At 61.7% G+C, this 17,596-nt stretch carries 16 protein-coding genes; 12 read left to right on the forward strand and 4 right to left on the reverse strand.

The annotated features are described in order from the left end of the window. Positions 1-31: 31 nt before the first annotated feature. Positions 32-1,021, forward strand: a complete 990-nt coding sequence (gene ftrA / locus AC1RR7_RS16215) for a transcriptional regulator FtrA (RefSeq protein ID WP_493157978.1) — start codon at positions 32-34, stop codon at positions 1,019-1,021. Here the strand turns inward: ftrA and cobF are convergent. Beyond that, the gene (cobF, locus tag AC1RR7_RS16220; RefSeq protein ID WP_493157979.1) at positions 990-1,745 is read right to left on the reverse strand and encodes a precorrin-6A synthase (deacetylating); all 756 of its coding nucleotides are present in this window, start codon (positions 1,743-1,745) and stop codon (positions 990-992) included. The two genes, ftrA and cobF, sit on opposite strands and share 32 nt — an antisense overlap. Then, the gene (locus AC1RR7_RS16225; RefSeq protein WP_493157980.1) at positions 1,742-2,314 is read right to left on the reverse strand and encodes a histidine phosphatase family protein; all 573 of its coding nucleotides are present in this window, start codon (positions 2,312-2,314) and stop codon (positions 1,742-1,744) included. The genes cobF and AC1RR7_RS16225 overlap by 4 nt, the downstream gene beginning before the upstream one ends. Positions 2,315-2,631: 317 nt before the next feature. On the opposite strand from AC1RR7_RS16225, the gene AC1RR7_RS16230 reads away from it, so the two are divergent. From AC1RR7_RS16230 to AC1RR7_RS16265, 8 genes are all read left to right on the forward strand, one after another. Then, entirely contained in the window at positions 2,632-3,486 is an 855-nt protein-coding gene (locus AC1RR7_RS16230; RefSeq protein WP_493091666.1) for a MurR/RpiR family transcriptional regulator, read from the forward strand. A gap of 2 nt (positions 3,487-3,488) precedes the next feature. Further along, the gene (locus tag AC1RR7_RS16235) at positions 3,489-4,133 is read left to right on the forward strand and encodes a cysteine hydrolase family protein (protein WP_007956245.1); all 645 of its coding nucleotides are present in this window, start codon (positions 3,489-3,491) and stop codon (positions 4,131-4,133) included. Beyond that, positions 4,130-5,461: a type I glutamate--ammonia ligase gene (locus AC1RR7_RS16240; protein ID WP_493157981.1), complete on the forward strand. Its 1,332-nt coding sequence runs from the start codon at positions 4,130-4,132 to the stop codon at positions 5,459-5,461. The genes AC1RR7_RS16235 and AC1RR7_RS16240 overlap by 4 nt, the downstream gene beginning before the upstream one ends. Beyond that, positions 5,445-6,197, forward strand: coding sequence for an N-formylglutamate amidohydrolase (locus AC1RR7_RS16245; RefSeq protein WP_493157982.1), 753 nt, complete (start codon positions 5,445-5,447; stop codon positions 6,195-6,197). The genes AC1RR7_RS16240 and AC1RR7_RS16245 overlap by 17 nt, the downstream gene beginning before the upstream one ends. 87 nt (positions 6,198-6,284) lie before the next feature. Then, positions 6,285-7,634 (forward strand): APC family permease, encoded by a 1,350-nt coding sequence (locus AC1RR7_RS16250; RefSeq protein ID WP_493157983.1) that lies wholly within the window; start codon positions 6,285-6,287, stop codon positions 7,632-7,634. A gap of 118 nt (positions 7,635-7,752) precedes the next feature. After that, entirely contained in the window at positions 7,753-8,769 is a 1,017-nt protein-coding gene (locus tag AC1RR7_RS16255; RefSeq protein WP_493157984.1) for an arginine N-succinyltransferase, read from the forward strand. Between the two features lie 55 nt (positions 8,770-8,824). Beyond that, positions 8,825-9,859, forward strand: a complete 1,035-nt coding sequence (gene astA, locus AC1RR7_RS16260) for an arginine N-succinyltransferase (RefSeq protein WP_096822908.1) — start codon at positions 8,825-8,827, stop codon at positions 9,857-9,859. A gap of 160 nt (positions 9,860-10,019) precedes the next feature. Continuing rightward, complete coding sequence (locus AC1RR7_RS16265) at positions 10,020-10,889, forward strand: isocitrate lyase/PEP mutase family protein (RefSeq protein ID WP_096822909.1); 870 nt, start codon at positions 10,020-10,022, stop codon at positions 10,887-10,889. An 88-nt stretch (positions 10,890-10,977) separates the two neighbouring features. Here the strand turns inward: AC1RR7_RS16265 and AC1RR7_RS16270 are convergent, their stop codons facing one another. Both AC1RR7_RS16270 and AC1RR7_RS16275 read right to left on the reverse strand, forming a co-directional pair. Then, a complete protein-coding gene (locus tag AC1RR7_RS16270) occupies positions 10,978-12,213 on the reverse strand; it encodes a M20/M25/M40 family metallo-hydrolase (protein ID WP_493157985.1) in 1,236 nt (411 codons plus the stop codon). An 84-nt stretch (positions 12,214-12,297) separates the two neighbouring features. Further along, positions 12,298-13,371 (reverse strand): diguanylate cyclase, encoded by a 1,074-nt coding sequence (locus AC1RR7_RS16275; RefSeq protein WP_493157986.1) that lies wholly within the window; start codon positions 13,369-13,371, stop codon positions 12,298-12,300. 171 nt (positions 13,372-13,542) lie between these two features. Between AC1RR7_RS16275 and AC1RR7_RS16280 the strand changes: the two genes are divergently transcribed. The 3 genes from AC1RR7_RS16280 (at position 13,543) to hglS (ending at position 17,443) form a co-directional block, all read left to right on the forward strand. Next, positions 13,543-14,997 carry a flavin-containing monooxygenase gene (locus AC1RR7_RS16280; protein ID WP_493066067.1) on the forward strand — a complete coding sequence of 485 codons (1,455 nt, stop codon included), beginning with the start codon at positions 13,543-13,545 and terminating at the stop codon, positions 14,995-14,997. A gap of 16 nt (positions 14,998-15,013) precedes the next feature. Continuing rightward, the gene (locus AC1RR7_RS16285) at positions 15,014-15,952 is read left to right on the forward strand and encodes an alpha/beta fold hydrolase (RefSeq protein WP_102619566.1); all 939 of its coding nucleotides are present in this window, start codon (positions 15,014-15,016) and stop codon (positions 15,950-15,952) included. 111 nt (positions 15,953-16,063) lie between these two features. Continuing rightward, a complete protein-coding gene (gene hglS / locus AC1RR7_RS16290) occupies positions 16,064-17,443 on the forward strand; it encodes a 2-oxoadipate dioxygenase/decarboxylase HglS (protein ID WP_493157987.1) in 1,380 nt (459 codons plus the stop codon). Positions 17,444-17,596: the final 153 nt, after the last annotated feature.

Consider the following 17,596-nt stretch of genomic DNA (forward strand, 5'->3'; position numbering starts at 1 on the left):
CACAAGACACTCACCGGGAAGTTTCCGCCAAATGCCTGAATCACCTGGATTGGTCGCTATCCTGGCCTACGACGGCCTCTGTACGTTCGAGTTCGGCATCGCTGTGGAGATCTTCGGCCTGGCCCGGCCGGAATTCGATTTCCCGTGGTACGCGCACTGCATCGCGGCGGTCGATCAGGGCCCGATGCGTGCCATGGGCGGGATTCAGGTGCTGGCCGACGGAGGCCTGGAACTGTTGGCGGATGCGCGCACCATCATCATTCCCGGCTGGCGCGACCGCAGTGCGCCGGTGCCCGAGGCCTTGCTCGAAACATTGCGTGATGCGCACTCACGCGGCGCTCGGTTGCTGTCGATCTGTTCGGGCGTCTTTGTTTTGGCCGCCAGCGGCCTGCTCGACGGGTATGGCGCGACCACCCACTGGCGCTACACCTCGGAGCTGGCCGAGCGCTTCCCGGCCATTGATGTCGACCCGGACGTGCTTTACGTCGATTCAGGCCAATTGATTACTTCGGCTGGCAGCGCGGCCGGGATCGACGCCTGCCTGCATCTGGTGGCGCGGGACTTCGGCACTCAGGTGGCCAATTCGGTAGCGCGACGGCTGGTGATGTCGCCGCAACGCACCGGCGGTCAGGCGCAATTCATTCCCACCCCGGTCAGCCCGACCCCGCGCAGCGATCTGTCGCGCGTGATGCAGTGGGCCCGCGAACGCCTGCACGAACCGCTGGAAGTGCGTGATCTGGCCAGCGAAGCGGCGATGAGCGAACGCACCTTCCTGCGCAAATTCACGGAAGCCAGCGGCCAGTCCCCCAAGGCCTGGCTGCAACACGAGCGCCTGGCCCGAGCCCGAGAGCTGCTGGAAAGCACACCGCAAAACACTGATCAGATCGCCCAGCGCTGCGGTTATCGTTCGGTGGAAAGCTTTCGTGTGGCGTTTCGCAGCGTGGTCGGGGTGCCGCCGTCGGTGTATCGCGAGCGCTTTGGTCGTGAGGTCAAGGCTTGCGCAACAGATAAGTGTCCATGATCCAGCCATGCTCGGCCCGCGCAGCCTTGCGCACCCGCTCGATTTCATCCGCGACATCCTTGAGCCGGCCGCTGATGAGGATTTCGTCCGGCGTGCCGAGGTAGGCGCCCCAGTAGATCTCCGTCTGCTGATCCGCCACTTGATGGTAGGAGTCTTCGGCGTCGAGCATCACCACCAGGCTGTCGGTATCACTCACCTGCCCCGCCGCCAGGCGTCGGCCGGTGGTGATTTCAATCGAGTGGCCGATGGTGTTCAGCGGTATCTTGTGCTGCGCCGCCAGGGCCTGAACGCTGGTGATGCCCGGGATCACGTCGAATTCAAATGTGCATCGCCCCGAAGCCAGAATCGCCTGGAGAATGCGAAGGGTGCTGTCGTACAACGCCGGATCGCCCCATACCAGAAAACCGCCGCACTGCCCGTCAGCCAATTCGTCATTGATCAGGCGCTCGAAGGTTTGCTGCTTGGCGCGGTTCAGATCATCGACGCTGGCGCTGTAGTCCACATCGCCGCGCTCGCGCTCCGGGCTGTGGGCTTCGGCGAAACGGTAGGTACGATCGGTGATGTAGCGTTCGCAGATTTCGCGACGCAGGTCGATCAGCTTGTCCTTGCTCTGGCCCTTGTCCATGAGGAAAAACACGTCCACCTGATTCAGCGCCTTCACCGCCTGCATCGTGATGTAGTCGGGGTTGCCGGCGCCAATGCCGATGACCAGCAAGCGTTTCATGTACGGTCTCCTTCAAGGTCGATGCCGGACAAGCGTAGCCGCCAGCGCCCGAAGAAACTCAACTCGACCACCGCCAGCGGCTCGACATCGATGCTATGGAAAGCCTGGCCTTGCATGACCTGCATCAGCGCCGCTCGAATGATGAACGGATGCGTGACGGCCACGACATGACCCTGCGTGGTTTGCAGGGTCGTCAGCCATGCGGCCACTCGCTCGCCGAGTTGCACCACCGATTCCCCGCCATGGGGCGCGGCGCCGGGATCTTCGAACCAGGCTTGCAGGGCTTCCGGTTCATCTCGCTGCAGGTCTTTGATCGACTGCCCCTGCCAACGGCCCCAGTCGCAATCGCGCAGTGCTTCATCCACCTGGGCATCGTGACCGAACCATGCGGCAGTCTGACGCGTGCGCAATTCCGGGCCACAGATCAAACGGCGCGGCCTCTCGAACCGAGCGGCCAGCGAGTCAGACGCTACAGCGCTTTCTTCAACAGCTTCGTTCGTAGGAAAACGCGCCAATTTTTGTGCGACGGTTCTGGCGTGACACATCAAGGTCAAACGGGTGGCTTGCACAATGAGTCACTCGGTCAGAAGGTAAAAAACACCCGGCAACGTGCCGACAGGACGGCAATTGTGCCGTAAACCGGGCGATTCCGGGGAAGCCCTTCAATCGCCCTGTCAAAACAAAGCGGCAATGTCTGACACAACAATGGGCAATGGACTACAAGATCGATCGATAGACGTGTAGCCCTTGTTACACGGGCATCTCGCCCCATTTTGGGGCTGAAATAATTGCCTGGAAAATTCACTAGACATGTAGCGTGAGTTACATAAATACTGTTTTAACGGATTGTGAAGCGAATCCAACACCCCATCCAGCAGGAGCCCGGATGCCCCCTCTCAGAGACCTGATTACTGATCCCGGCCTGGACCTTACGCCATCAGAGCGCAAAGTCGTCCGGGCCTTGCTCGATCAGTACCCGCGCAACGGGCTCGGCCCGATGGCGCGTCTGGCCGAACACGCCGGCGTCAGCGATCCGACCATCGTGCGTCTGGTAAAAAAACTCGGTTTTGGCGGTTACGCCGAATTCCAGGACGCCCTCCTCAGCGACATGGACCATCGCCTGCGCTCGCCGCGCACGCTGTTGCAACCGCGTTCGAACCTGAATCAGGACGATGCCTGGAGCCACTATCTGGCCCACAGCCACAACCTGCTGGCCGAAACCCAGGCCCTGACCCAACCCGAAGACGTGCGGATTCTCGCGCAGTGGCTGCTCGACACGCGCCATCAGGTCTACTGCTTCGGCGGGCGTTTCAGCAGCCTGATGGCCACTTACCTGCTCAATCATTTGCGTCTGCTGCGCCCCGGTTGCTTTGCGCTGGAGGACAACGCGCAACTGCCGGATCGTCTGTTCGACCTGCAGCGCCAGGACGTGGTGCTGGTGTTCGACTATCGCCGCTACCAGACCCAGGCCCTGCGCGTAGCCAATGCAGCCAAGAACAACAACGCTCGCGTCGTGCTGTTCACCGACATCTATGCCTCGCCGCTGCGCGAGCTGGCCGACATGATCATCAGCGCCCCGGTGGAGTCGGCATCGCCGTTCGACACCATGGTCCCGGCGCTGGCCCAGGTTGAAGCGTTGATCGCTTGCCTGACCCTGCGCAGCCCGGACCTGGCCGATCGCCTGGAAGGCATCGATGCCCTGCGCAACGACTTCGACACCCACCTGCTGGAGGATAAATAAGGATGTTCAGCCTTCCCCACCGCTCGCCGCGGGACCTGCCGTTTGTCACCGACCACACTGCGCTGTTGCTGGTGGACATGCAGCGTGCCTGGCTTGAGCCGCAGTTCGACCCGCACCTCGAAGGCCCGGACGCCGCCTACTTCCTCAATCGCACGCGCTCGCAAGTGGTGCCCAATCAGGTGCGCTTGCTCAACGCCTTCCGCGACGCACGGCAGAACGTGCTGCACACCCTGATCGAAAGCCTGACCGCCGACGGCCGCGACCGCTCGCTGGATCACAAACTGTCGGACATGCACCTGCCCAAGGGCAGCCCGCAGGCACAGGTCATCGCCGAACTGACCCCGGCGGAAAACGAAATCGTGCTGCCGAAGACTTCTTCCGGTGTCTTCAACTCGACCAACATCGACTACGTGCTGCGCAACCTCGAAACCCGGCACCTGATCATCGCCGGCATCGTCACCGACCAGTGCGTGGACATGGCCGTGCGCGACGCCGCCGACCGGGGTTATCTGGTGACGCTGGTGGCGGACGCCTGCGCGACCTACACCGAAGCACGCCACGACGCGTGCCTGAACGCGATCAAGGGCTACTGCTGGATCACCGACACCGACACCGTACTCGGCCGGTTGCAGGAGATGCAGCCATGAGCGAACGCCTGTCGCCGTTGCCGATGACCACCATCGTCACTACCGACCTGATCGGCATCACCCGTGGCCGCTCGTTTCCCAGCGATGAGCTGGAACACTATCAAGCGACCGGTTGCGGCTGGGTGCCGGCCAACAGCGCGTTGACGCCGCAGGACATCATCGCGTCGAGCAATCCGTGGGGCGCCTATGGCGATCTGCGGCTGATTCCCGATCTGACCAGTCGCGTCACCGTCGGCAACGGCCCGGACACCGCCGCCCCGGCGCTGGATTTCATCCACGGCGACATCCGCGAAACCGACGGCCGCCCGTGGGGCGCTTGCCCGCGCACGCTGCTGAGCGATGAAATCGAGCGGTATCGCGACCAGCTCGGTCTGCAGGTCAACGCCGCGTTCGAACACGAATTCAACCTGCACGCAGGGTTTGCCGAACACCTGGCCTTCTCTCTCGAAGCACAACGCCAGGGCGCCGAGTTCGGCGGCTGGCTGCTCAGCGCGTTGCGCGCCGGCGGCGTCGAGCCGGAAATGTTCCTGCCCGAATACGGCAAGCATCAATACGAAATCACCTGCCGCCCGACCCTCGGCGTGGCGGCGGCGGATCGCGCGGTAAACGTACGCGAGATCACCCGGGAAATCGCCCGGCAGATGGGCCTGGATTTGAGCTTTGCGCCGAAGACCGCCGCTGAAGCGGTGTGCAACGGCGTACACCTGCACGTCAGCCTGCTCGACCTGGCCGGTCAGCCGATGCTGTACGACGCCGGCACCAGCAATGGCTTGTCGACCCTCGGCCAGCACTGGGCGGCGGGCGTGCTGCATTACTTGCCGGCGCTGTGTGCGTTCACCGCACCGACCCCGGTCTCATATGAACGTTTGCAGCCGCACCACTGGAGCGCGTCCTACGCCTGCCTCGGGCAACAGAACCGCGAAGCGGCGCTGCGCATCTGCCCGACCGTGAGCCTGGGCAACAAACCCGTGGCAAAGCAGTACAACCTGGAATTCCGCGCCATGGACGCCACCGCTTCGCCGCACCTGGCGATGGCTGCGCTGCTGATCGCCGGACGCCTGGGCATCGAACAGCGTCTGGCGCTGAACGCGATCACCGATGAAATCCCCGATTCACTCAACGACGAACAACGCGAGGCGCGGGGCATCGTAGCCCTGCCCGCCTCTTTGGCTCAGGCACTGGAATGCCTGCGTCGCAGCGAAGCGCTGATGGCAGCGCTGCCGGCACCGTTGCTAGACACGTATTTCGCCCTTAAAACCGAGGAACTGGCGCTGACGGAACAGCTCTCGCCCGCTGACCTGTGTGAGCACTATGCACGCCTGTACTGAATCCGCCGAGCTTGGGTTGTACACCCGACCGGTCTACAACCTGACCCGCGAAAACTCGTCGCATCCACTGATCCTGGTGTGCGAGCACGCCAGCCGCTACATCCCCGACGCCCTGAACAACCTGGGCCTGGATGACACGGCTGCGCGTGAACACATTGCCTGGGACATCGGTGCGCTGGAGCTGGCCGAGCAACTGTCGGAAAAGATCGGCGCCACGCTGCTGAGCGCCAATTATTCGCGACTGTTGATCGACCTCAACCGGCCCCGACATGCCCCGGACAGCATTCCGGCGCAGAGCGAGATCTATCAGGTGCCGGGCAATCGCGAGCTCGATGAAGCCACCCGCGAATACCGTCGCCAGTGCCTGTTCAAGCCGTTTCACACCCGGCTGCAACAACTGATCGACGAGCGCCTGGCCGATGACCGGCCAGTGCGGGTGGTGGGGATTCACAGTTTCACCCCGGTGTACTACGGCCAGCCACGGGAACTGGAAGTCGGCGTGCTGTTCGGTCAGTCCAAGGCATACGCCCAGCGCCTGCTCGACGGTCTCGACCGGCATCCGCTGAAAGTCGCCGGCAACCAGCCGTACAAGATCGACCCGCTGGGCGACATGACCGTGCCGGTGCACGGCGATGCCCGTGGTCTGGAGTCGGTCTTGATCGAAGTGCGCAACGACCTGCTGCGCAACCCGGAAGCGGTTTCCCGCTGGGCAAATTATCTGGCACCCCTGCTGTAAAGATTGTTGTAACCACTGCTGACGCTGTAAACGACGGACCGATATAACAACTAAAACGACCGATTGGCTGACAAGGAGTTGCGCTTCATGGAAATAGAAGAGTTCGGCTACAAACAGGAGTTGAAACGTAGCCTGACACTGACCGACCTGGTGGTGTACGGGATGATCTTCATGATCCCCATCGCCCCGTTTGGCGTGTATGGCTACGTCAACGCGGAGGCACCGGGGATGGTGCCTTTGGCGTACATCATCGGCATGGTGGCGATGCTCTTCACCGCGCTGAGCTACGGCAGCATGGCCCGGGCCTTTCCGATTGCCGGCTCGGTGTATTCCTACGCACAACGAGGCTTGAACCAACACGTCGGCTTCATCGCTGGCTGGCTGATGCTGCTCGATTACCTGCTGATTCCGCCGCTGCTCTACGTCTACGCGGCGATGGCGCTCAACCATTTGTACCCGGACATTCCGAAGGTCGGCTTCATCCTGGCGTTCCTGGTCAGCGCCACGTTCGTCAACCTGCGCGGCATCACTTTCACCGCCCGCATGAACATCGTGTTCCTGCTGGCACAGCTGGTTGTGCTGGGGATTTTCCTGTTCTACGCCTGGAATGCCCTGCACAACGGTGGCGGCAACGGCCAGTTGACCCTGACGCCGCTGTATCACCCGGAAACCTTCAACTTCGCCCTGCTGATGCAAGCAGTGTCGATTGCGGTGCTGTCGTTTCTTGGCTTCGATGCGATCTCCACGCTCGCCGAAGAGATCAAGGGTGATCCGGGCCGCAGCGTCGGCAAAGCGGCGTTGATCACCCTGGTGGTGATGGGCGCGATTTTCGTCGTACAGACCTGGATCGCCACCGATCTTGCCGCCGGCATGGGCTTCAAGTCCGCCGACACCGCGTTCTATGAAATCGCCGAAATCGCCGCCGGCAGCTGGCTGGCGACTTTGACCGGCGTGGCCACGGCTCTGGCCTGGGGCGTGGCGGTGGCGATCACTTCGCAAGCCGCGGTCTCGCGCCTGCTGTTCGGCATGGCCCGCGACGGCAAGCTGCCGAAAGTGCTGGCCAAAGTTCACCCGAAACACAACACGCCGTACCTGAGCATCTATCTGGTGGCCGTGCTGTCGCTGGTGATCTGCTACCTGTTCATCAACTCGGTGGATACCCTGACCTCGCTGGTCAACTTCGGCGCCTTGAGCGGCTTCATGCTGCTGCACCTGACCGTGATCAATTACTACTGGCGCCGGCAGAAGTCCGGCCAGGTGATCCGTCACCTGATCTGCCCGGTGATCGGCTTCATCATCGTCGCGGCCATCATGTACAACATGGGCGTCGATGCACAGAAACTCGGCCTGATCTGGATCGCCCTGGGTCTGGTGTACCTGTTCTTCCTGAACAAGCTCGGCGCCAGTACCGCGCTGCCTGACCCGAGCAATGGCTGACAAGAAAAAGAGCGGCGTCTGACAACAAATCAGGCGTCCGCCGCTTTAACGCGTGGAAACCGACAGTGATAGTCAGGTTCGGCGAATGGGCCGAACCTTTTGATACAGGAGTGCATCCATGCTGGTCTTACGCCCAGTCGAGCCAAACGACCTGCCTCAATTGCAACAACTGGCTCGCGACAGCCTGGTGGGCGTCACGTCCCTGCCGGACGACAGCCAGCGCCTGAGCGAAAAAATCGCCGCGTCCTGCGCCTCGTTCGACAGCGAGGCAGCGGCTCAGGGCCCGGAGAATTACTTTTTCGTGCTGGAAGATCTCGACAGCCGCCGTCTGGTCGGCTGCTCGGAGATTCTCGCCACGGCCGGCCACAACGAACCGTTCTACAGCCTGCGCAACCGCCACTTCACCAGCGCTTCGCGGGAACTGAACATCGAACATGGCGTTCCGGCGCTGTCGCTGTGCCACGACCTCAGCGGCCACACGCTGCTGCGCGGTTTTCACATCGACGCGGCGCTGGTGCGCACGCCGTTTTCCGAATTGCTGTCGCGGGCACGCTTGCTGTTCATCGCCGCCCACGGGACGCGTTTTGCCGAAGCGGTGATCACCGAAATCGTCGGCTACAGCGACGAGCAAGGCAATTCACCGTTCTGGGATGCGCTGGGCAAGCACTTCTTCGATCTGCCCTACGTCGAGGCCGAACGCCTGTGCGGCTTGCAGAGCCGTACGTTTCTCGCCGAATTGATGCCGCAATACCCGATCTACGTGCCGATGCTGCCGCTGGCGGCACAGGAGTGCATCGGTCGCATCCACCCGGACGGTCAGGAAGCCTTCGACATCCTTGAGCGCGAGGGTTTTGAAACCAACAGCTACATCGACCTGTTCGATGCCGGCCCGACCCTGTATGCACGCACCGCCAACATCCGTTCGATCGCCCAGAGCCAGACCGCCACGGTTCAAACGGAACCACTGATCGATGCCCGTGGTCGTTATCTGGTGAGTAACGATGCACTGCATGGCTTTCGGGCGGTGGTCGCGGAGCTGGATTACCAGCCCGGTCAGCCCCTGGCGCTTACGCCGGCGATTTGTGCAGCACTGAATGTCAGCGCTGGCAGCAAGATCCGGGTGATTGCCCTGTGAACCGCGCCCTCACCCAACGACAGTGCCCGAGCAGGCGCGCAAAAGGAGTTGCAGCATGATTGTCCGTCCGGTCCAAGTCAGCGACCTGCCAGCGTTGATGACGCTGGTGCAACAGGCCGGGCCGGGGTTCACCACCCTGCCCGCCAACGAAGATCGCCTGGCCCACCGGGTACGCTGGGCGCAGCGCGCCTTCGCCGAGCAGGTCGAACGGGCCGATGCCGACTATCTTTTTGTGCTCGAGGACGACGAGCAGCGGGTGGTCGGGGTCAGCGCCCTGGCCGGGGCTGTCGGCCTGCGTGAGCCCTGGTACAACTATCGGGTCGGGCTGACTGTCAGCTCGGCGCCGGACCTGGGCATTCAGCGGCAGATCCCGACGCTGTTCCTCAACAATGAACTGACCGGCCAATCGGAACTGTGCTCGCTGTTCTTGCGCCACGATCAGCGCCACGGCAGCAATGGACGCCTGCTGTCATTGGGACGCTTGCTGTTTGTCGCCGAATTCCCGCACCTGTTCGGCGAGAAGATGATCGCCGAACTGCGCGGCAGTGCCGACGAGCAAGGCTGTTCGCCGTTCTGGGACAGCCTCGGCCGGCACTTCTTTCAGATGGACTTCAGCCATGCCGACCACCTGTCCGGGCTGGGCAACAAGGCCTTCATCGCCGAACTGATGCCGCGCCAGCCGCTGTACACCTGCCTGCTCACCGAACAGGCTCAGGCCGTGATCGGCCAGGCCCACCCCAACACCGAGCCGGCACTGAAAATTCTCCAGTCCGAGGGTTTCGCCCACAAAGGCTACATCGACATCTTCGACGGCGGCCCGGTCATCGAGGCGCCGATCCGCAGCATCCGCACGGTACGCGACAGCCTGGAACTGACCCTGAGCATTGGCGCGCCGGACGATCAGGCGCCGCTGTGGCTGATTCACAACCGCCGTCTGGAAAACTGCCGCATCACCGTCGCTCCGGGACGCCGGGTCGGCAGCACTCTGGTAATCGACCGCCTCACCGCCAAACGCCTGCAATTGCAGCCGGGCAACTCGGTGCGGGCAGTGCCGCTGCCCAATCAACAGCAGCAGGCGGTGGCGGCCTGAGCGCCTCTGCCTGCTGCAAGAAAGCCTGAACAGGTTTTTCCTGGTTAACTTCCTCGTTAATTCGTCATGATCCTTGACCCATTGGCGTGATAGCCTTTTCACCTTCGGCGTTGACACCTTTGCTCAAGCCTTTCCATTCCTTTGTATTGGTGGAACTCGTATGACCAGGCTTTCTCATCAAGATTTGCGCCGTAACTTCCGTCAGCTGCTGGCTTCCGACACCTGCTATCACACCGCCTCGGTGTTCGATCCGATGTCCGCCCGCATCGCCGCTGACCTGGGTTTTGAAGTAGGGATTCTTGGCGGCTCGGTCGCCTCGTTGCAGGTCCTGGGTGCTCCGGACTTTGCCCTGATCACCCTCAGCGAATTCGCTGAACAGGCCACCCGAATCGGCCGCGTCGCCCAATTGCCGGTGATCGCCGACGCCGACCACGGCTACGGCAACGCCCTGAACGTGATGCGCACAATCGTCGAACTGGAACGCGCCGGCGTCGCCGCGCTGACCATCGAAGACACCCTGCTGCCGGCACAATTCGGCCGTAAATCCACCGACCTGATCTCGGTCGCCGAAGGCGTCGGCAAGATCCGCGCCGCGCTGGAAGCCCGAGTCGACTCGGAAATGGCGATCATCGCCCGGACCAACGCCGGCATCCTGCCGAATCAGGAAATCATCAGCCGCACCCGCCAATACCAGGCCGCTGGCGCCGACGGTATCTGCATGGTCGGCATCCAGGACTTCGATCAGCTCGAGCAAATCGCCGAACACCTGACCGTCCCGTTGATGCTGGTCACCTACGGCAACCCGGCGCTGCGCGACGACAAGCGCCTGGCCGAACTGGGTGTGCGCGTGACCATCGACGGCCACGGCGCTTACTTCGCGGCGATCAAGGCCACTTACGACAGCCTGCGCGAACAGCGCCAGATCTTCACCCAGGCTTCGGACCTGAGCGCCACCGAACTGACCCACACCTACACCCAACCTGAGGAATACATCCTCTGGGCCAAGGAATACATGAGCGTCAAAGAGTAACCCAGCACCTCGCTACAAAGAGGCAGAGCGGCCCGACGCCATTACGAGTCCACTCGCATGGCGCCCGCCGCGAAACCGCTAGCTGCCGTTACTGCTTCGCCAACTCCATAATCATCCGCGACAACAGATAAATCCGCGGCGCCACGCTTTCCACCTCCGCATATTCCTCCGGCGTGTGAATGTTGCCGCCGACAATCCCGAACCCGTCCAGCGTCGGCGTGCCCACCCCGGCTGACAGACTCGCATCCGCCGCCCCGCCACTGCCTTCTTCGGTCAACTTGCGGCCGATTTCGCCATAAATCCCTTGGGCCATCGCCATCAAACGATCCGACTCCGGCGTCTGCGGCATCGGCGGCAAGCCGCGTTGCAGCGAAGTCTTCACTTCGGTATCGGGAATTAGCTTGTCCTGCGACACCCGCGCCAGATCCTTCTCGATCCGGTCGAACTCTTCCGGCACCGCCGCCCGCACGTCAGCCTTGGCCATGGCCTGATCCGGAATGACGTTGGTGCGGTCGCCGGCCTTGAGCACGGTGAAGTTGATCGTGGTTTTCTTGGCTTCGTCGCCGAGTTTGCCCAGTTGCAGGATCTGATGCGCCGCTTCCATCGCCGCGTTGCGCCCCAGTTCCGGCGCGACGCCGGCGTGAGCAGCCTTGCCCTTGACCTCGACCAGTGCGGTGGCACTGCCCTTGCGCCACACCACCAGACCATCGGCCGGACGCCCCGGCTCGAGGTTGAGCGTCACGTCGTGAAGTTTGGCGGTTTTCTTGATCAGGTCGGTGGCGACGTCCGAACCGGTTTCTTCGCTGGCATCGAGCAGGAAGGTGATTTGCGCGTAGTCCTTGAAGTCGAGGTTCTTCAGAGTTTTCAGCGCATAGATGCCGGCGACAATCCCGCCCTTGTCGTCCATCACCCCCGGCCCGTAGGCGCGGCCGTCCTTGATGTGGAACGGTCGCTCGGCGGCGGAGCCTTCCTTGAACACCGTGTCCATGTGCGCCATCAGCAGGATTTTCGCCTTGCCGGTGCCTTTGAGCGTGGCGAGCACGTGGTTGGTTTTTTCCGGAGTGTTGGGCACCAATTCAATGGTTGCACCAAGCTTTTTCAGCTCATCGATGGCGATGTCACTGACTTGTTTGAGGCCTTTTTCATCACCGGAACCGGAGTCGATATTGACCAGGCGCTCGAGCAATTTCAGGGCTTCGGGTTTGTATTGCTCGGCGTCGGCCAGCACCTGTTTGTGCGGTTCGGCGAAGGCGCCAGCGGCTGCGAAAGAGAGGGTCAGGCCGAGACCGGCGGCCAGCAGAGAACGAGGGAATTTGAACGTCATGAATCAATCCTTGTTTCGTGTCGGGTACTGAACCGTACCTGACATCGCCCCAAGGCTCTATCCCGGATGCGACACCCAATCCGTTCAAACCGAATCGAATACCTCGCGCCGCGGCTTGTCATCGTTGCAGCAGATCACCCGGTTGCGCCCGCTGGCCTTGGCTTCGTAGAGCGCTTCATCGGCATCATTCAGCCAGCGCGTTGCATCGCCGTGAGCCGGATCGAGTGCCGCCAGGCCAATGCTCAGGCTGACTTTCAGCGCCGGGTTCTGTTCGTAGACCAGAAAGGAAAAACGCTCACGCAAGGCTTCCATGGCCTGCGCCGCGTTGAACAGCGGCAAGTCCGGCAGGATCACGCAAAACTCGTCGCCGCCGTAGCGCCCCGCCACATCGGCCATGCGCAGGTTCTGCTTGAGCATCTTGCTCAACTGACGCAGGACGATATCGCCGGCCACATGGCCGTAGGTGTCGTTGATCGCCTTGAAATGGTCGATGTCGATCAGCGCAATTGCCGCGCCTGTCTGCTGGCGTTTGCTGCGTTCGAATTCGATGTCCAGTTGATCCTTCCAGGCGCCGTGATTGAGCAAACCGGTCAGGCTGTCGGTACGGCTCAACGCCAGCAATTCACGCTTGTGCAGGCCAAGGGTGTAGGCCTGGCGGAAGCAGATCCAGCCCAGCGCCAGCGGATACAGCATCAACAACGGCAGGCACGCATAGAGCTGCGCCGGAGAGGTCGCGGGGATGAAGGCCGGGGCAAACACTACCAGCCCGACGCCGACGCCAAGCAACTGCGCCGCCGCCCCGGCCAGCAGAAAACGCAGGCCACCGATGGCGACATTGTTCATCGCCATCATTGAAATGGTCGTGGCACTGGGCAAGGGATTGAAGTGCATGGCGGCGACCCAGAAGCCGCCGAGAAAGGCGTCGAGCAGCAGGTTGCGGTGTTCGGCGTGGTACGGAACCTTGGCCCGTCGGGCCCATTGATACGCGAGGTGCGGCCAGACCAGGCCGTTGAACAGCATCAGCGCCCAGACCCAGGTCGGCGGATCGAGCGGGTGCATCGCAACGCTCACGCATAGAAGCCCCAGGACCAACCCGAGGGTTCGCGATGTGTAAAGCCTCCTGGCCAGTGAAAGTCCCTTTCCTCCCGTTCTTCCCATAAGGGCCTCGAGTACACCGCAAAAGGATGTGCTCGGAGTCTAACAGGGCAACGTTAAATAGCCATCACCGGCCAGCGGCCGAATACCCCGCCATTTCCATCACACAGCAGGCAAATGATTGGCTATACATGAAAGGAAGAAAATGGAAAAAAGACTCTAAGAAGGAGGCCCATGCAGACCTATCAAGTGTTGATCATCGGCAGCGGGTTTGGCGGCCAGTGCGCGGCCATCAATTTGCTCAAGGCCGGCATCGACGATTTTCGCTTGCTGGAGCGGCGGGACTTTTTCGGCGGCACCTGGTGCCAGAACACTTACCCCGGCGCGGCGGTCGATGTGCCGTCGCCCCTGTATTCACTGTCGTTCGCGCCCTACCCCTGGACGCAGATGTTCGCCGAACAGGCCGAGCTGCATCACTACACCGAACATGTGATCGAGCGTTTCGGCCTGCGCGACCGCGTGGAACTGCAAGCCAACGTCGAACGCATCGAATGGGACGAAACCGAGAAACGTTGGGCCGTACACACCGGCACCAAAGGCACGTTCTACGCACAGTTCCTGATCAACGCCACCGGGCCATTGAGCCAACCGGTCGTCCCACACTTCCCGGGACAGGATCGCTTTCAGGGCAAGACCTTTCATACAAACAGTTGGGATCACAGCTACGACTATCGCGGTAAACGCGTGGCCATCGTCGGCAGCGGCGCCAGTGCGGCGCAGGTGATACCGACGATTGCGCCGCAGGTCGAGCGACTGCACGTCTTTCAACGCACGCCGCATTGGGTGCTGCCCCGACCGGACCGCAAATTCGGGCCCTTCCAGCGTTGGCTGCTGGGTTTGAAACCGGCCTACAAACTGTTGCGCTGGATGATCTACTGGCAGTTCGAAACCCGGGTCATCGCCTTCAAATATTCAAAACCGGCGATTCACATGGTGCAGCACCAGGCCCTGAAATTCCTCAAACACCAGGTAACGGATCCCGAACTCCAGCGAAAACTGACGCCGGACTTCACCATCGGCTGCAAACGGGTGTTGGTCTCCAGCACTTATTACCCGGCGCTGACCCGCCCCAACGTCACGCTGCACAGCCGCGAGCAAGGCATCGCCAGCCTCGACGAAACCGGCATCGTCACCACGGACGGCCAGCACATCGACGTTGATCTGATCGTGTGGTCGACCGGTTACGACGCCACCGACGGCGTGATTTCCTACCCGGTCAGCGGAAAAAACGCCGTGCAACTGCGCGACGTCTGGGCGCAATACCCGCGCGCCTACCTCGGCACCAGCCTGCCGGACTTTCCCAACCTGTTTATCGTCACCGGGCCGAACACCGGCATAGGCCACACCTCGGCGCTGTTCATCATCGAATCGCAGATGAACTACATCCTCGACTGCATCCGCACCGTGCAGGCCAAAGGTCTGCGCAGCATCGAAGTTCGCCCCGAAGCAGAACGTACCTACACTCAGATGATTCACCGGGAGATGGAGCGCACGGTCTGGAAAACCGGCGGCTGCCACAGTTGGTATCAAAGCAAGAGCGGTCATGTGATCGCAATGTTCCCGGGCTTCAGTTTCAGCTATCACCGGTTGACCCGGGCGCTGAAACCGGCCGACCACATTCTGTCTTGAACAAGGAAGACGTCCGATGCTCTTGCTGTTTGTCGCCCTCGCAGTTTTCGTGGCCTGGAGCTGGTTGAGCTACCCGGCGGTCGGCCACTGGCTCTACGACCTGAGCGCGGCCCTGGAGGCCAAGCTGTACCGGTTGCACAAGATTGAAGTACCGATTGCCGAAATGACCGTGTCGACCTGGCAAGGCGGGCCCTATGAAGCGTCGAGCAGCATTCTGATGCTGCATGGCTACAGCGCGGAAAAGAACCTGTGGCTGCGCTTCGCCCGGCATTTCGTCAGTCAGTATCGAGTGATCATTCCGGACCTGGCCGGCCACGGCGAAACCGGCTTCAAGGCGGGGGGTGGCTACGACATCGCGGTGCAGGCCAAGCGCATGATCCAGTTGCTCGACGTCTGCGGGGTCGAGAAAGTCCATGTGATCGGCAACTCCATGGGCGGTTACATCGCCGCGTGGCTGGCGGCGACCTACCCCGATCGCATCGCTTCGGTGGCCTTGATCGACCCGGCCGGCGTCACGGCACCGGAGCCCAGCGACATGGAGCGCCATCTGGCACGTGGGCACAATCCGTTTTTGATCAATTCCCGGGAAGAATTCCGACGCTTCTATGCGATGACCATGGCCTCGCCGCCCTGGGTACCGGGGCTGGTGCTGGATGCCATCGCCCAGCGCTACGAACAACGCCGGGATGAACTGGAAGAGATCTTCCGGGATTTCCGCGCCAGTCCGCCAATGGAGCCGAAACTCCCAGACATCAAATGCCCGGGGCTGTTGCTCTGGGGCCGCAAGGACCGGTTGATCGATGTCAGCAGCGTGCCGGTCTGGAGCAAGGGCATCGCCAATCTGCGGGTCGATGTGTGGGACGGCGTCGGTCACATGCCGATGGTCGAGCAGCCATCGAACACGGCGCGTTTGTATCGGGAGTTTCTGGGGGAGAACTCGCGTCAGGACAGGTAAACGATCAGTCGTTGGCAGAATGAAGTTCGTAGGATTCTTCGTTTGCCCGCGTCGGCGAAGGCTGCGATCTTTTCCCCCATCCTTTACGTGACCGTGCCAGGAATTTTTTTCATGACCGTGCAGCCTTTCGTCAGCCCCGACCTGATCCGCCAACGCTTCTCCAAAGCGATGTCCGACATGTACCGCGAAGAAGTGCCGCTGTATGGCGCCTTGATGGAACTGGTGGAACAGACCAACCTCGACGTGCTGTCGCGCGAGCCGCAGATCGCCCGTCAACTGCACAGCACCGGCGAAATCGAACGGCTGGACATGGAGCGCCATGGCGCAATCCGCGTTGGCACCGCGACCGAACTGGCCACCCTCGCCCGCCTGTTTGCGGTGATGGGCATGCAACCCGTGGGTTATTACGACCTGACCCCTGCCGGAGTGCCTGTGCACTCCACGGCGTTCCGCGCGGTGCATGAAGATGCGCTACAGGTCAGCCCGTTCCGGGTGTTCACTTCGTTGCTGCGACTTGAGTTGATTGAAGACCCCGAGCTGCGGGCCTTCGCGCAATCGGTGCTGGATCAGCGTTCGATCTTCACCCCAACCGCGTTGCGTCTGATCGAGCAGGCTGAAGCCGCTGGCGGGTTGAATGAATCCGAGGCCGGGGAATTTGTCCTGCAAGCGCTGGAGACTTTTCGCTGGCACCACAGCGCCACCGTCACCGCCGCGCAATACCAGACGCTCAGCGCCCAGCATCGTTTGATCGCCGATGTCGTCGCGTTCAAGGGCCCGCACATCAACCACCTGACACCGCGTACGCTGGACATCGACATCGTTCAGGCAAAGATGCCGCTGCACGGCATCACACCCAAAGCGGTGATCGAAGGGCCACCGCGCCGGCAGCATCCGATCCTGCTGCGTCAGACCAGTTTCAAGGCGCTGGACGAGCCGATCGCCTTCACCGACCAGACGCAAACTCGCGGCAGCCACAGCGCCCGGTTCGGCGAAATCGAACAACGGGGTGCGGCGCTGACCCCCAAGGGCCGGGCGCTGTACGACCGCCTGCTGAATGCGGCACGCGATGAATTGGGCGATTTCCCCAACGAAGCCAACGCCTCACGCTACAACGCGCTGATGACTCAGCACTTCGGCGAATTCCCTGACAGCCTCGAGGGCATGCGCGAGCAGGAGTTGGCGTACTTCCGTTATTTCGTGACAGACAAAGGGCTTGAGGCGAGTCGTCCCGCTGATGTTTCGCTGCAAGCGTTGTTACGCGATGGGTACGTGAAAGCCGAGCCGCTGGTGTACGAAGATTTCCTGCCGGTCAGTGCGGCGGGGATTTTTCAGTCAAACCTGGGGGATGCGGCGCAGACGCACTATGGCGAGCACTCCAATCGTCAGGCGTTCGAACAAGCTTTGGGGCGTTCAACCATCGATGAATTGAGGTTGTATGCCGAGACGCAGCAGCGTTCGATAGAAGAATGCCTCACCGTGCTGACTCGGTAAGGCGACGAAGCGGCGTTTGGCCATACTGCGCAAGAAGTTGCGCAGTTGTACGTAATAAAACACCCCTTAAAACCGCTGCAAGCCACGCCGCTCATGGCCTCCAGCCAAGTGCGCAAGAAGTTGCGCAGTACTGCGCAACTTCTTGCGCAGTAC

It is taken from the genome of Pseudomonas sp. GW821-FHT11G12 (genome assembly GCF_058808055.1).

Coding starts and splice junctions, on each gene's coding strand:
- ftrA (WP_493157978.1), top strand. CDS start 32: ATGCCTGAATCACCTGGATTGGTCGCTATCCTGGCCTACGACGGCCTC.
- cobF (WP_493157979.1), bottom strand. CDS start 1,745: ATGAAACGCTTGCTGGTCATCGGCATTGGCGCCGGCAACCCCGACTAC.
- AC1RR7_RS16230 (WP_493091666.1), top strand. CDS start 2,632: ATGCCCCCTCTCAGAGACCTGATTACTGATCCCGGCCTGGACCTTACG.
- AC1RR7_RS16235 (WP_007956245.1), top strand. CDS start 3,489: ATGTTCAGCCTTCCCCACCGCTCGCCGCGGGACCTGCCGTTTGTCACC.
- AC1RR7_RS16240 (WP_493157981.1), top strand. CDS start 4,130: ATGAGCGAACGCCTGTCGCCGTTGCCGATGACCACCATCGTCACTACC.
- AC1RR7_RS16245 (WP_493157982.1), top strand. CDS start 5,445: ATGCACGCCTGTACTGAATCCGCCGAGCTTGGGTTGTACACCCGACCG.
- AC1RR7_RS16250 (WP_493157983.1), top strand. CDS start 6,285: ATGGAAATAGAAGAGTTCGGCTACAAACAGGAGTTGAAACGTAGCCTG.
- AC1RR7_RS16255 (WP_493157984.1), top strand. CDS start 7,753: ATGCTGGTCTTACGCCCAGTCGAGCCAAACGACCTGCCTCAATTGCAA.
- astA (WP_096822908.1), top strand. CDS start 8,825: ATGATTGTCCGTCCGGTCCAAGTCAGCGACCTGCCAGCGTTGATGACG.
- AC1RR7_RS16265 (WP_096822909.1), top strand. CDS start 10,020: ATGACCAGGCTTTCTCATCAAGATTTGCGCCGTAACTTCCGTCAGCTG.
- AC1RR7_RS16270 (WP_493157985.1), bottom strand. CDS start 12,213: ATGACGTTCAAATTCCCTCGTTCTCTGCTGGCCGCCGGTCTCGGCCTG.
- AC1RR7_RS16275 (WP_493157986.1), bottom strand. CDS start 13,371: ATGGGAAGAACGGGAGGAAAGGGACTTTCACTGGCCAGGAGGCTTTAC.
- AC1RR7_RS16280 (WP_493066067.1), top strand. CDS start 13,543: ATGCAGACCTATCAAGTGTTGATCATCGGCAGCGGGTTTGGCGGCCAG.
- AC1RR7_RS16285 (WP_102619566.1), top strand. CDS start 15,014: ATGCTCTTGCTGTTTGTCGCCCTCGCAGTTTTCGTGGCCTGGAGCTGG.
- hglS (WP_493157987.1), top strand. CDS start 16,064: ATGACCGTGCAGCCTTTCGTCAGCCCCGACCTGATCCGCCAACGCTTC.